This is a genomic window from Allotabrizicola aquatica (SeqCode), assembly GCF_965194375.1.
GTDB lineage: Bacteria > Pseudomonadota > Alphaproteobacteria > Rhodobacterales > Rhodobacteraceae > Tabrizicola_A > Tabrizicola_A aquatica.
The window spans coordinates 555,386-569,683 of record NZ_OZ239428.1; the positions used below are offsets into that span (position 1 = coordinate 555,386).

The following is a 14,298-nucleotide window of genomic DNA, read 5'->3' on the forward strand; positions in this document are numbered from 1 at the left end:
GCGCGCATAGACCTTAGGACATCGCACATGGGCTTGTTTTCAAAGCTTCTTAAACACGACACCGACAGCGGCACAGCGCCCCTGTGTGGGCCGCTCTCAGGGCTGAAGTCCGCCATCACACTGGCCGAGTTTTTCGATACCAAATACTATCCGCACGCTGAATCCACCCGCAAACGGCCGAAAGTCGTTGGCCAAACCTTTGACAAACACATGCGCGCCAGCATTGGCGCGCTGCGGTTTGACGAGTTGGACAACAACGCGCTGGATACGTGGGTCCGCGATCAGGTCAAACAGCGCTATTTGCCCGGCACCATCAACAAACACATCTTCTTGGTGAACCGCCTTCTGAACCTCGCTCGGCGCTGGGGCTATATCGACCAGAACACCTGCGAAGATCGGCTGATTAAGCGCTTGCCGATGGGCGATTATAAACAACGCTTCTTGACGGTTGAAGAAATCGCAAAGGTGTTGAAATCCGCCCAAGCGGATCAGCACCCATTCATGCATCACATCCTGAAATTGCTGATCCTAACCGGCGCGCGCAGTGGCGAGGCGCGTTTGGCCCGGTGGTGTGACATTGATCTGCACAAACGCATTTGGACGGTGCCGGTCAGTAAAAACGGCCGCGCGCGGCGCATTGTGCTGAGTGGGGCCGCGGTGGAATTGCTGCACGAAATCCGCGAGCGCAACGCGGTGTTTCACCTCAGCACCCGGCAAGGCGAGTATGTGTTTCAAAACCCGCGCTTCCGGCGGCCCTACAATTGCTTTTTCTCGTCATGGGAGCGGATCCGCCAAGGCGCGGGCCTGCCCAATGTGCGCATCCACGACCTGCGCCACACCTATGCGAGCCTCCTCATCAACAAGGGTGCCAGCTTATATGAGGTGCAAAAGCTTTTGGGCCACTTTCACATCTCGATGACCGAGCGCTATGCTCACCTGATGCCCAACACGCTGGCCGAGCGGGTTGAGATCGTGGCGGGCCTGGTCAAATGATACAAGACGAGCCAGCGCTCTAATTACGTTCAAATTTCTGGCCTCTTGGTCAAGTGCGTCGTCAGTGAAGGAAGCTAAATCGCGTTTCATCCAAGCGCTTAAACTAGCCTTGTACATTCCTTAGGGCCCCGCAGCACGCTGCCCGTCCTAACCGCGAGCAGCATCAAATCTGCCAGAAAGGCGCAGATTGGTAAGGGTCTCATGTGGTCTCAAGGATAAGACAAGCAACCACCGCCTTTTAAAAAGAGCCTCCATTGAAAGCGGCAATTTGAACTCTGTGTTGTTCTACCACAGTGAAGTGATGCTACGGCTGTTCCTCAAGAACGTTCCAAGACTTCAGCAAGCAAGCGCACAGCCTCAAATGGCCAGGAATTGATGAAGAGAGAGTAAGTTCTTCTCAGCGGTAGACCCCAGTTGAGGGGTGCTTTGCCGTTCATTCGAAATGCTTACATGTTTGAAGAGGTTGCCGGTCAGAGAGCTGGAAGCCAAGAGATCTTCGCCAAAAGGTCCCCACTTAGCACCCACGGGCCCAACCATGGCACGATATGGGAATAGGTTCTCATGGTCACTTTATAGTAAAAAAATCTCTTGCTAGAGCGCGAATTTTGGAAGCATTTCTCAGATCAATGGGATTTTTGCTGCAAGGCTATGAATTTCTTCAACGCACCTTAAGCGGATTGACATCGTTTGGCGTATCTTGGCTCTCATAAGATATCATAATAATCTAAAGTAGACTAGAGAAGACTCATATGAGGAGTGTATCAGCGCGAGACGTGAAATAGGTGCTCAGACACAATGCTTCCGCTCATCGTTGCTATGACAATCAGTTTCGTTCTTTGCTTTGCGTTCACGAAATCTTCCAAGCTTTTGAATGGCTTCATAAGGCGACATGATCTGTCTGCAGTACAGTCGATGCATACCAAGCCAACGCTTCGATTGGCGGGCGTTGCGATATTTGTTTCGATCGTCATTACGAATGCCCTTTTTGAGCCGGGCTCTGAGCTATTGAGCACACTTCTCTTGTCATCGCTTCCATTGCTCGCGCTCGGGCTTCTAGAGGACGTCGGCCTTCATCAATCGCCGTCAAGACGCCTCGTCTCTTCGATCGTTGCCGGCGGTGTTTTTATGGCGATAACTGGCACGTATCTCCAGAACCCAGGTACGTTCCTATTAGACGCGCTCTTTGATTATTGGGTGATTGCGGTCTTCTTCACGCTCTTCATTACGTCCGGTATCGTCAACGCTTTCAATCTGATCGATGGCCTTAATGGACTGTCAGGATCGGTGGCACTCGTGGCAGCCGCAGGTATCGCGGCGATATCTCATGACGCTGGCCTCAATCATATTGCGCTTCCCGCCACCCTGATCGGCGGCGCAGTCATCGGTTTCATGATGCTAAACTTCCCTTTTGGAAAGATTTTTTTGGGCGACGCCGGTGCCTATGGGATTGGCTTCATTCTGTCGTGGATGTCACTTGACGTCCTAATGCAGGCGCCCGAAATTTCACCTTGGGCTATGTTGATGATGTTTTTTTGGCCATTTGCCGACACGGCCATGACGATAGCGCGTCGCCTTATTTCGGGTCTTCCTGTTGGGCAGCCTGACCGACTGCACTTCCACCAAGTCGTCATGCGCATCATTGAGATAAGTCTCCTTGGAAGAAGGGCGCGAAAGTACTCCAATCCACTGGCGACAATTGTGGTATTCCCTTTCATGGCTTTGCCACCATTCCTTGCGGTTCTCTTCGCGGACAATAATGCCCTCAGTGCGGCCTTGTTTTGGATGTTCATGACGTTGTTTGGCGTGGTCTATTATGCCGCCATCAAATCCGCCCCACGTCTCAAAATGAAGGCTGATCGTGTACGGGTTGGCCCGGGACACCTGACATGATGCAGGAGACCAAACGGAGCCATGATGCAGCAGAACAGAATTGGTTCGCAATTCAGCTAAAACCAAATTCCTTTCGCATCGCCGAGCGGTCTCTTTTGCGACAAGACTTTCGCGTGTTCTGTCCGAAAACAAAGAAGACCGTTGTGAAATTTGGAAAGCCCAGGGTTCAGATCGCATCCTTGTTTTCCGGCTACCTCTTTGTCCAGTTTGACGCGACACGTCCCAGCTGGCGCGCGATTTCAAACACCTACGGCGTCTCGCGGATCATTGCGGACGCACAAGGAGTTCCATCCTTCCTTCCAAGTTCATTCATCAAACTGCTGTTGCAACGTTGCGATGAGGAAGGCTTTATACTCCCGCCCCCAAAGGTGTCTCCCGGAGATCAAGTGCGCCTCGCAAAGGGGCCCTTCAGCGAGTTCGTCGCGAGAGTTGAGAGAATTGATGACCGCAAGAGGATTTGGATCCTGCTAGACATACTTGGCGGATCAAGAGAAGTCGAAGTGAAGATCGAAGACCTCATCAAGGATGATGCCGCGTAACCTAGGCAGTCCCAAAGCGCCGGTCTCTTCCGCGAAATTCGTCCACGATCTCGCTCAGGTCCTGAACCTTGAAATCGGGCCATAGCATATTGCAGAACTCAAGCTCGCTATATGCAGAGTGCCAAAGCAGAAAGTTTGACAAACGCTTGTCTCCGCCAGTTCTGATGATCAGATCTGGTGGAGGAGAAGCGCCTAAATCGCTGAGCGACGAGATCAGTTCCTCGTTAATGTCGTGAGATGCCAAATTGCCCTTTACGGCCATCTCGCAGGCCATCCTCACTGTCCTCACGATTTCGTCCTGACCACCATAGTCAACGGCGATATTCAACTGGAGACGCGTGCATGACGACGTCAATTCTTCCACAAAGATCATCGTCTTCTTAACTTGGTCATCCAGCTTATCGCGTCGCCCAATGAAGCGAACTCGAACCCCTTGCTCCTTCAATTCCTTAGCCTTCCTGCCAAAATAGAGGCGGAGAAGTCTAAAAATTGAGGTGATCTCATAGGGCGCCCTCTTCCAGTTCTCGGTGGAGAAAGCATACATGGTAAGGTGGGTGATGCCGAGGTCAGGGGCAGCTCTGATGCACTCTTCCGCGCACGAAACACCTGCACGATGCCCAAAGACCCTAGGCAAGCCACGAAGCTTTGCCCAACGCCCATTTCCGTCCAGGATCATCGCTACATGCAAGAATTTCACCGATCTCTATTTGCATCACTGGATCTAGATGCATCACAACAACACTGCAATAGATCTAACAAATGCTAATTTCGATCTTCCTGTTTTAACTTAATCGAAGCCCGGCTGCGATCTTTTAGGGCTCTCGCCACGAGAATTGGAACCTTTCTCAGGACCTTCTTGGCGATCGTCGGATAGTCAACTCCGCCACTTAGCAATTGAAGATACATGTCAGTAACAGAAGATCGTGCGAAGGCGTTGTGAACCGCCTCCCTTGTTGTCCAATGAAACATCAAGAACCTCACCACCTTTGCGTATCTAAGATCGCGATGGATATTTGAGAGGCTCCGCTTGTAAGATTTGTAGGCTGAAGACGGTGCCCCTCTTGAGATGGCATCGCGGGCTGCTTTGCCAGCGAGTGCACCACTTTCAAGCGCCAATGCAATGCCCTCTCCAGTGATGGGATCAACGAGGCCAGCAGCATCACCAGCGACGATGATGCGATTTTTGCCTGGTGTTCTCAAAAAGCTTCCAAAGGGAAGGAAGGCGCCTTTCTCAGCGATGGCATGAGATTCTGGTGCCATCTTGCTACGATAAGCTTTCATCAACTGCTTCGCGTCAGGGTTCTTGCTGTGAAGGCCGCCGACCCCTATAGTGCGGCTGTTGTGCTTCGGAAATGACCAACCATACCCCCAAGACATGGCATCCAGATCCAATTCGATTGCATTGTCGTCGCCCTCTGGCCTCGGCGCCTCTATTTCTAGCCCAAATGCCATTTTGGACTTTGGCACTTGCTTGCCGAGGCCCAGCCTTGCGACCACGGAGTTCGCACCATCCGCCCCAATAAGGACATCGAACGCAAATCGTCGATGATCTCGCAGTTTTACATAGGCCGGACCGATTTCGTTGACTGTCCCGCAAATGATGGACGCACCAAGCTTCTGACAATGCTCCATCAGAGCGTGGTCAAAACGCTTTCTCATCGTCATGTACATGCTGGGTGCTGATGGTTTGTTTGCGAGCTCTCGTTCGCCCGCCCAGAGCCTGATGTGATTGGTCTTCAAAAACAGATCATTGTCTGGCTGCACGCCAAACAGGTCTTGAAGGATCTTCATGGACCTCCCAGTGACGAGGCCCCCACACAGTTTGTCTCTTGGAAAGGCAAACTTGTCGATGATGGTGACGCTCAGTCCCAGTGAAAGAACCTGCGCAGCGGCGGCGCAGCCCGCCGGCCCTGCTCCCACGACAATCACATCAGCTCTTTCCAATGTGACCCTCTCTCCTGGAAGATTGTCCTGTTATCAAGAGCCCAGCATCGTTGCAAAACGCCATATCATCAGAGGGTTACTCTGGGATCTTGACGATCTGGAGCTGCCTATGGCCTAGCGCCGGGCTGGTTCTCTTATGTTCGTAAAATTCTCTTTTGGCAAGCATATGATCTCTAGAGGTACCCAAACGATAGTATTCCGATAAGGTACAGCAGCAAGGTGGCCCTAATGTGTCGGTATTGCGCGATTTCCTGCACTTCTGTCAGTTTTCGCGTGGCCACAGCGACGGCTGCATAGAACGGTATCACTTGTAGGCAGGAGTAGTGTGAAAAAGGCCCCAAGTTTGCGGGCGTGTAGTAGAATATGTAATCCCCGAAGATCGCCCGGTAGGGCATGTTCACAGCGAGTTCCAGCAGTATGGCCTCCGCTCCAATAACCACCATGGATAGTGGGCCGCCACCCAAACGCATCCCCCCGACGACTTGACCCCTGAGGTAACTGTAAGTGCCAAAAATGCCCCAAATCATCGGGAAGAACAGGCTGATGTCCCCTCCATGAGCGGGGTAGAGGCGATACTCCCACAGCGGCCAACCAAACACGATGTCCCACATCGAATTCACAAATGCCTCACCAGTGGCGCCCAACAATATGAAGAGTGTGACGGAGTAGACGAATTTTCGAGGCTCAAACCTGATGCGCCCCCCTCCGGCGACCCAGAACCCTGCGACAATGCACAGCAAAACCGCGATGCCGTAGATCGCAGCGCCTACAACGCTCACCTCCAAGAAACCGTTCAATTCCAGACCTATCGCAGCTGCATCATCGGAGGTGTTTTCCGCCACGTCCTCAATGCGTTGTCAATAAGTTAACCAATGGTCTCGCTGTTGCCGCAATTTGGTCTCTTTTGTGACATTTTTAGATCATATAGTGGCGTCATCCTACTGATCGAGAGATGGGCATGACCAAGGCTCGATGCAAATCGACACGCAAATTTGGTCGACTTCTCGCGACCATGATGTGCCTGTCTTCAGGGAGCGCTGCAGCGCTCGAGGTCCAAACTGGTTTGGATGTTCTGCAAGATCCTGACACCACCATTGATGGGCTTCATCGTCTCTATGTGGGCTACTCCACTGGAGATGGCCTCAGCCTGGGACAGTCAATCTACTCCGCAGCGCAGGGTGATGCGGGCGGTGCATTTTTTTGGGGATATGAGGCTGTAAAGACTTGGCCAATATCGCGTTCTGTTGAGGTCTATGCCTCGGGCTTCTTGGGTGGTGGCGGTGGCGCCTCGCAAGTTAGCGGCGACGGTCTTATGCTGCGTTACGGGCTGGGGCTTGATGTCAGTGTTTCCAAGAACTGGGGCATCATGGGTGGCTTGTCGCACATTGCGATCGACGGCGGTGATGAAGGCGTGACTGCGATGAGCGTCGGCCTGTCTTACTCAGCGGGCGCGTCAGACTACTCATGGGAAGGTCTGCCAATACACTCTGTCGCCGCGCGATCTTCCTTAGTCAGTTTTGGCGGGGAAGTGACGAGGGGGGGAACACCTCAGCAGGACTTGGTCCTCGTTGGAGCCGAGTTTTCATTCAGGGGCGGTCCCAGTGGCGAGTACTTCTTTGCTGCCGATGGCGCTGCCAAGGGTGGAGAGGGTTACATGCAAGTGATGAGCGGCCTTCGCGGCACAGCATCACTGGGTCGCGTTTCAGGGTTCTATGAGGGATCTCTGGGCTTTGGTGGCGGAGGCGAGGTCGACACTGCAGGCGGCGTCCTCGCCCAGGCCGGCATTGGCTTCGGCGTCGACATTGGAGATCACCTCGTCTTAGAGGCGATGCTGTGCGAACAAATCGCACCACAATCCGGAAACCGGGGCTCCGTGGCGACACTCAAGCTGTCGGGCGTTTTTGGCCGCGACGGGGCGGGTGTCGATGCCGCGTCGCCGGCGCAAGATTGGCAGTTTTCCACAGGCGTTTCTCAGCAGTTTCCGAACTCAGATTTTCGGAACACTCCCAGCCGAACCGGTCGGCCGTTTATGCAAGAGAGCTCCGTCGACATGTTCTTGGGTGAGCGCCTTTATCTCACGGGAAATGCTCAAACAGTACTCGGCGGCAACGCTGCGGGCTATGCCATCGGTTTGGTGGGATTGGGGTACCGCGCGCGCGTTGGCGCGTCCACAACTTGGTCGATTGAGGGTCACATCGGGGCGGCTGGCGGTGGCAGCGTCGCAGTTGATGGTGGTGCGATTTATTCTGTCCGAGGAGAAGTCGATTACTGGATAAGTCCCTCTATGGCGATCAGCTTGGGGGCTGGGCGTATTGCAACGCTTTCGGGTGAAGGGATGTCACCCAGCTTCATCAACCTCGGTCTAAAAATCCCATTTTCAACACACTAGCTGAGCCTTTGAAGTTTAAGAGTTTGAGGTGATCTGGAAACTCTCAGGCTAATGCATGTCATGAGCAAGATGCCATCTTGCTGCGTTGAGGATGGTCACATTCGCATTTGCTTGAAGTGGGTCCCTCACATTGCTTTTGGGGTCGATCTCACGAAATCCAATTGAAATACCTAGAGTTCTGTTAAACTTGTACGAATGAAGCACGTCATTTGTGGCGCGCCCAAGACATTGGAAGCATTATGGCAGACCGTCCCCTTACCCCCCTTCTTGACCGGGTCGCACTGCCTGCCCATTGTGTCGAGCGCCTGCTCATAAACGTCGAATAGTAGCATGTTGACCGAGATGTAGGCACGTTGTTCGGATCGCTGCATACGTCTTTGCGTTAAGTTAGTTTTGCAGGATTTATGTTGGGATCGATGGGAGCGAGTGGCTGCTGAATAACCGCTCGATAGTCTTGCCCAGCATCTTCATCAATCACGCCAGCCCTAAGCTGATGTATCGCGTGCCCGGTATGAACGCGCCCGAGATCGCGGCCAAGGCGCTCGAGGTGCTTGGCGTGTTTATGGTGGGCAAGTGCGCGGAATGCGCGTGCGGTGATGTTGGCCGTTTATCCGCGCTGCCGAACTGACGCTTCGTGCCCGCTCCTTTGGCGATCCAGCCATGTTCTTAAAGCGCAGAAGCTTTTGTGAGCGCCTCTGTATCATTTTAACGCCTTAAGATGAATATCTTTTCTCCAAATCGCCTGATAAACTCTTATTTACAATACACATCTATAAAGAGTAGATCGTACAGTAATGAACGAGTTGTTGACAAACAACGACTCGACGGCACGGCGTAAGCCAGTGCTTGTGCGGTAGCTATGTCTAAAGCTGGTCACGGCCGAAAGAATCGCCCTAAAATTGAGTTCATGCTGTTGCGGTCTCCTTTCGGAGAGCCCATCTTTGAGCCAGAGGCAAATTGCACGCCGTCTTAACGTCAGCCTGGGCTTCGCCAATTACTGCTTGCGGGCTTTGGTGGATCGAGGACTTGTAGAGTGCTCCAACTTTTTTGCGGCGGAAGACAAGAGGCGTTACCTATACCTTCTCGCTCCGTCCGGCATGTCTGCGAAGGTTGCAATAACAGGCAGCTTCCTTACGAAAAAAATGCAGGAACACGCGAAGCTCTCCGCAGACATCGAGGCTTTGAAGCGTGAGGTTGTCGGAAACCATGTCACCCCCTAAAGGGTTCAACCTTTGGAGTGTGGCGCCGGACCATACTTGTGCAAGCTAGCGAGCCTTGGCTGAGTAAAGGCTGTTAAAGAATACTCAAAACGTACCAACCTTTGCTTTGCTCAAGAATATCATTGTTTCGTGGCTTTCTGTGTCACGAGCGAAGTGCTTCGGCCCTCTCAAGAAGCTCTCAGTTTCCAGTTCAGTTTTGATTAAGTGTTGAAAAGCAAGTTGTTGCGGCCTTGCTCAACGATGGATGACTGTGAGATGATCGACGAGCGAAGAATAGAAGACGACGAAATCGATCTTGTTGAACTCGCTAAGACGATTTGGCGCGGCCGACGCATGATTGCTTTTGTCGTGACTATGGCGGTCCTAACCGCCTCGGCCTATCTCAACGTCGTTGACCGCAAGTATACCGTCTCACTTGTGCTGAAATCAGCACAAGAGCCGAGCCAACCCTCTGGCATTTCGGGCCTGGGAGGTATCGCCAGCCTTGCAGGCATCGAACTCCCCTCAGGTTCTAATGCTGACTTCTCTTCCTTCCCTCTTCTGATGAAATCACGTGAAGTCGCGGAAGCCATCTTCGACGACGAGCTGCTCATTCAATCAATTTTTTGGACTGAGTGGGACGCGGCAGAAGAGGAGTGGAGAGCACCATCTCGATCATTCCTGAGAGCAGCGTTGTCACCTGTAAAGGCCGCTGTCACGGGAAGCCCAACAACAGATTATGTGCCACCTAACGCCGCACGTCTCTCCGAACTGATTGAAAAACAAATCTCTGCATCAATTGATAGTAAGTCAGACTTACTCAACGTATCAACAGAAGCCTCTGATCCTGATCTGGCGCTCAGCCTGATGAACCGAGTTGTTTCTGAGACGGATGCTCTCTTTAGAGAGAGGTTCATCAAGGCAGGATCTGCCGCACTGGAGTTCTACAAGGGTCAACTGTCTCGCGCTCAATCTGGTGAGCATCGAGAGGCTCTCGCCCAGCTGATCGTCAAAGAAGAGCAAAAGCTAATGCTGGCAACAAGGTCTAGCAGTTATGTCGCAGAGGTGTTGCGAGGCCCCGACGTATCCAGAATGCCGACTTCACCGAAACCCACACTGATCCTCGCACTATCTGTCGTGTTGGGCCTGTTCGCTGGTGCGGGTTTGGTCCTGCTGCGCAGCGTTCTTGCAAATCAGAGGTCCTCATGAGCAGGTTGTTTCTAGGTGCCGTGTTGTCGCTTGCAGTGTCGTTGCCCGCGGCTGCGCAAGTCATCACACAAGATGCAATTCAAGGTCAGCTGGTCGAGATGCTTCAATCCGGTCAGGCGCCGGCTCCAGTCTCCCCACCGCCAGAGCCGACGGGTGAGAGCTCCGATGCGGCCGCCCCATCTGAGGCTCTCGAGGCGCCGCCTGTCGATGCGGAGGCACCCAAGACCCTCTCCGCAAGTCAGACATACTTTCAGACACTGCTGGGTGAGGTCTTGCAACCCTTCGGGCTTGCAGAATTCAAGAACCCCGGCAGCAACGAACTACTTCTATTCAACGCGCTTTCCGACGAGTACAAGCTGTCGGCTGGTGACGTTCTGCAGATTGTGATCCGTGGGCTCTACTCTGAAAGCATGAACGTCAAAATTGACCGTAACGGCGCAGTTACGCTCCCTCGGTTTCTTCCAATCTCTTTGGCGGGCTTAACCGTAGATGAAGCTGCAGACCATCTTGCTGAAGTGGTGGAGGTGAATGACGCCAGTGCGAGGGTTTCAGTCACTGTAGCCTCCGCGCGGCTGGTGCCATTGCAAATGGGTGGAATGGTCAGCGCTCCACAAGTGCTTGCGATCCCTGCTTATACTCCGCTCAGCATCGCGCTCGCGCGTTCTGGCGGGCTACAACCAGACGCATCGCTCAGACGCATTCGCATCCTGTCTCAGGAGCAGCCCGCTCGTGAAATCGATCTCTACGGGCTTTTGCTGGGAGACCCTGAGTTTCGGGAGCCTCTCTTAGCGGAGGGCGACAGGGTCTTTGTTCCCCCATCGAGCGGTAGCATTGCATTGGCCGGCGTCGTGCCGAGGTATGGCATCTTTGAGCTGCCTCAGGGGCAGGAAAGCATCAGCGTTTCTGAGGCGCTCAAACTTTCTGGACTGTCGCTAGTGCCGCAGGGACTGCCTCTAGAACGTGTCTTCTTTGCTCAGGATGGCTTGCCGGTTAGCGTCGTCGTCACGGATCCAGACAGCACGCAAATCAAAAGCGGCGAGGCTCTGCGCGTTGGAATGGTCAAAGCCATGACGCAGGGTGATGTTTCGGTGTTTGGCGCAGTGATAGAACCATTCAGTCAAGCATTCGTGGCCGGTTTGAAGCTCTCTTCCGTGCTCAAGGGTGGCGCTGTTCTTGCACCAGAAGCTGATGGCGACTTTGTCGTCCTATTAACTCCCCGCGGCAACGGGCCAGAGCCCTTTAGACTTGTACCGATCAAGGCAATTCAGAGTGGCATGGACGACCCCATCTTGGTACCCGGTTCGAAAATCCTTGTACCATCATTGGGTCAAGTCGAGGCCATGCTGCGATCTGTGTCTGGCACAGGAAACGCAGGTCTATCTGCGCTCGAGAAATCTATTGCGGACAATATTGTTGTGGCTGCGCCGTCCCAAGTGTTTGTTGACGGCCTCCTCGTAGCGCTTGTACCTCCAGGCGTGGAAGCCGGCCTAATTGACCGTTTCGTTATCGTCATGGCCCGAAACAAAATCTACGAAAGCTACGCTCTCATTGAAGGACAGGATGGATCCCTCAGATCGGTTGGCTTTTCCGCAAATGCTAACAACAGTCTGCTAAATTTCAAACCAGAGCGAGCGACTAGACTACACCTGTTTTCTAGACAATTCTTGTCGTCAAACCTCCAGGGCGCTGTAGACGAGGCAGTGGTTAATCTATCCACTGAAGAAATCGGTGAGAATGCCGCAATTGACGACAAGATTTACAGGCGACTAGCTTCAGATACACGATTGGTGCGTGGTGAAGTGTCAGAGCCCGGAGCATACCCTGTATCGGGGCGCACGACTTTGGCTGATATTCTCTTTGCGGCAGGTGGCGTCCTACCCTCCGGTGACGCTTCCGCGATCATTTTGCGACAGTATAAGGTCGACGGCGGTGTACTCAGCTTGGCGGCGGAAAGAACAATCGACAGCACTCGGGTTGATCCATCTACAGTAGCGCTTAATGGTATATTCGGTGTTCTTGTGCAGCCTCTTATAAATGACGCTTTGGTGGGCGAGGTAACCGTTGGTGGAGAAGTGGTGCGCCCTGGCACCTACTCTATTGAACGTGGCGATACCATTGCAGACCTTCTGGCGCGCGCGGGAGGTTTGACAAAGACAGCCTATCCCCTCGGTGCAGTTCTGTCGCGTTCATCACTCGTTGAAAGTGAGCGCGCCAGCAACTTCGAGTTGGCCAAGCAACTGCGCGAGAGCGTGCTGCTTAACTCGCAGTCTGACAATAGCAGAGATGAGGAAATTGCGGCTGTTCTGGGCTTCGCTCAGGAACTCGAAGGCTCAAGGCCGACGGGTCGCCAGGTTGTGAACATCGCCGACGGTGAAGAGGCGACATTGGTGCTTCTTGAGGATGGCGATCGTCTTGTCGTTCCCAAGCGACCATCACACGTCCGCGTCATCGGTGCTGTGTATTCTGAGTTGGCAGCGCTCTACAGAGAGGGTGCCAGCCCGATGGACTACGTCGACGACGCCGGCGGCCTAACAAGATTTGCTGATCCCCGTCGTAGTTTCATGATCCTCCCGAACGGACGGAGCATTCCTGTCAACCTTCGTCGCAATAGCAGCAGTGTGCCAGTGCCTCCTGGCAGCGTCATTGTCGTTCCTCCAAAGTTGGACAGAGTGTCTACGATGCAACTTACGGAGGGCATCTCTAGGGCCCTTGGCAGCATCGCTTCGTCGGTATTGGCGCTCGACGTCTTGTCGGGCCAGTAATGCTAGGGAGGCAACTCTACCTTAGAGTGGCCGCACTCTTCGCCACTGCGGGGCCATCGTCTGCTCAATGCGACCTCTCAAGTATTGTTGCTGCGGCGCAATCCCAAATGGCATCTGGATCCTTTGAAGCGATAGTTGCGATCTCAAGTGAGCGCATCGCCCTCGTAACGTCTCCAGAAACTCCTCAGGAACGCTTGAATGTGGGAAGGGTGCCCCTTCTAGAGTTGCGTGATGATAAAGCCGTTGAGGTGGGCTCCGCGGAACTCTTGTGGTCATCGGGGCTCCTTGAGCGCTTTGGGGAAGTTACTGGGGGCGACGACCTAGAGCTTGTCATTGGCAAAAGCCAGGCTGTCTTGCTTGGTGATGAAAAGTGCATTGGCGTCGATTGGCAAGCCACACCCATATCTTCATCGTACTACGCAGTTGAGAGCACTGAACAAGAAACGCGGTTTACGGCGGGCCAAGTCTATTCGGCAGTCTTGGATGGCAGAGATTTGCGGGATGATATTGTACCGCAGATTTCGATCGACCTAAGGTACGGTGAACGTCTCTCTGAACGTCTCACAGAGATGCCTCAGATACAGTCGAGCCTCGTGATCAGGCCAATCTTGGGGCGGCTTTCCATTTACGAGGTCCATATTCCCGCTTTCGCGCTGAGAAACCCAAGTGAGACTTGGCTATCAGATGAAATCTCATATCTCTCCAGGATTGAAGCCGAAGAATGGCGTCTAGGGCGTGCATTGCCAGAGTTCTCGCTCAAACATGATGGCGATAGTGCTGTCTCAGCAGGCGCTTACTTTCCAATTTCGGATACCTGGTCAGGAGAAATTCAGGTTTCTTCAGTCGGTCGCGAACAAACACGCTACGCCATAGAAAAAGTTCATCTTTGGCCATCACAGGAAATCTACAGCAGCGTCACCATTGGACATCTAGACACCATAGGTAACGGTATATCGCTCTCCGGAGTTCATGACTTTGGGCAATCTCAATTCGGCCTATCTTTAGCTGCTGGAGAGGATAGTCAGAGTGCGGCGGCGCTGATCGAGCGCTCAACTGGATTGAATACCGAAGCTTGGGCTTTCATTGAGACGGCGCGTGGAGATTGGGACTTTGTTGTTGGCATGAGCCACAGACCCAACCCGTCTATCGAAGTCGATGTATCTTTGCGGCGCGATAGTACGGAAAACCGCAATCGCATCAATTTGGGTCTTTCGTTCCCCATCTCGGGCAATAGCCCGGCACGTATTGCGTTAGATGCTGGCGGCCAGCCGAATGGGCTGAGCACACTTCGTAGGAATACGTCGACTTTGCGCACAGCGCGCGAGGAAGCGCTCAATGATGTTTGGTCAGAAGTTTTAGAATAATGGCGCGCT

12 protein-coding genes are annotated in these 14,298 nt (G+C 53.3%); 9 read left to right on the forward strand and 3 right to left on the reverse strand.

Annotated elements, in window-relative coordinates; all coding sequences use genetic code 11:
* Nucleotides 1-27 precede the first annotated feature (27 nt).
* The 3 genes from AC72UB_RS16000 to nusG all read left to right on the forward strand — a co-directional run bounded on the left by AC72UB_RS16000 (nt 28) and on the right by nusG (nt 3,422).
* Nucleotides 28-993, forward strand: coding sequence for a tyrosine-type recombinase/integrase (locus AC72UB_RS16000; RefSeq protein ID WP_505190611.1), 966 nt, complete (start codon nt 28-30; stop codon nt 991-993).
* Between the two features lie 816 nt (nt 994-1,809).
* Nucleotides 1,810-2,883, forward strand: a complete 1,074-nt coding sequence (locus tag AC72UB_RS16005) for an MraY family glycosyltransferase (RefSeq protein WP_505190612.1) — start codon at nt 1,810-1,812, stop codon at nt 2,881-2,883.
* On the forward strand, nt 2,880-3,422 hold the full coding sequence (nusG, locus tag AC72UB_RS16010; RefSeq protein ID WP_505190613.1) for a transcription termination/antitermination protein NusG: 543 nt from the start codon (nt 2,880-2,882) through the stop codon (nt 3,420-3,422). The genes AC72UB_RS16005 and nusG overlap by 4 nt, the downstream gene beginning before the upstream one ends.
* 1 nt (nt 3,423) lies before the next feature.
* On the opposite strand, the gene uppS is transcribed toward nusG, so the two are convergent.
* The 3 genes from uppS to AC72UB_RS16025 all read right to left on the reverse strand — a co-directional run bounded on the left by uppS (nt 3,424) and on the right by AC72UB_RS16025 (nt 6,208).
* Nucleotides 3,424-4,098, reverse strand: coding sequence for a polyprenyl diphosphate synthase (gene uppS / locus AC72UB_RS16015; protein WP_505190614.1), 675 nt, complete (start codon nt 4,096-4,098; stop codon nt 3,424-3,426).
* Between the two features lie 86 nt (nt 4,099-4,184).
* Nucleotides 4,185-5,366, reverse strand: a complete 1,182-nt coding sequence (locus tag AC72UB_RS16020; RefSeq protein ID WP_505190615.1) for an NAD(P)/FAD-dependent oxidoreductase — start codon at nt 5,364-5,366, stop codon at nt 4,185-4,187.
* A gap of 173 nt (nt 5,367-5,539) precedes the next feature.
* Entirely contained in the window at nt 5,540-6,208 is a 669-nt protein-coding gene (locus AC72UB_RS16025; protein WP_505190616.1) for a hypothetical protein, read from the reverse strand.
* A 110-nt stretch (nt 6,209-6,318) separates the two neighbouring features.
* Between AC72UB_RS16025 and AC72UB_RS16030 the strand changes: the two genes are divergently transcribed.
* From AC72UB_RS16030 to AC72UB_RS16055, 6 genes are all read left to right on the forward strand, one after another.
* The gene (locus AC72UB_RS16030) at nt 6,319-7,755 is read left to right on the forward strand and encodes a hypothetical protein (protein WP_505190617.1); all 1,437 of its coding nucleotides are present in this window, start codon (nt 6,319-6,321) and stop codon (nt 7,753-7,755) included.
* A 454-nt stretch (nt 7,756-8,209) separates the two neighbouring features.
* Nucleotides 8,210-8,383, forward strand: coding sequence for a hypothetical protein (locus tag AC72UB_RS16035; RefSeq protein WP_505190618.1), 174 nt, complete (start codon nt 8,210-8,212; stop codon nt 8,381-8,383).
* Between the two features lie 271 nt (nt 8,384-8,654).
* Nucleotides 8,655-8,975, forward strand: a complete 321-nt coding sequence (locus tag AC72UB_RS16040) for a MarR family EPS-associated transcriptional regulator (protein WP_505190619.1) — start codon at nt 8,655-8,657, stop codon at nt 8,973-8,975.
* 255 nt (nt 8,976-9,230) lie between these two features.
* The gene (locus AC72UB_RS16045) at nt 9,231-10,163 is read left to right on the forward strand and encodes a Wzz/FepE/Etk N-terminal domain-containing protein (protein WP_505190620.1); all 933 of its coding nucleotides are present in this window, start codon (nt 9,231-9,233) and stop codon (nt 10,161-10,163) included.
* Nucleotides 10,160-12,925, forward strand: a complete 2,766-nt coding sequence (locus AC72UB_RS16050; RefSeq protein WP_505190621.1) for an SLBB domain-containing protein — start codon at nt 10,160-10,162, stop codon at nt 12,923-12,925. The genes AC72UB_RS16045 and AC72UB_RS16050 overlap by 4 nt, the downstream gene beginning before the upstream one ends.
* Before the next feature lie 26 nt (nt 12,926-12,951).
* Complete coding sequence (locus AC72UB_RS16055; protein WP_505190622.1) at nt 12,952-14,289, forward strand: hypothetical protein; 1,338 nt, start codon at nt 12,952-12,954, stop codon at nt 14,287-14,289.
* Nucleotides 14,290-14,298 lie beyond the last annotated feature (9 nt).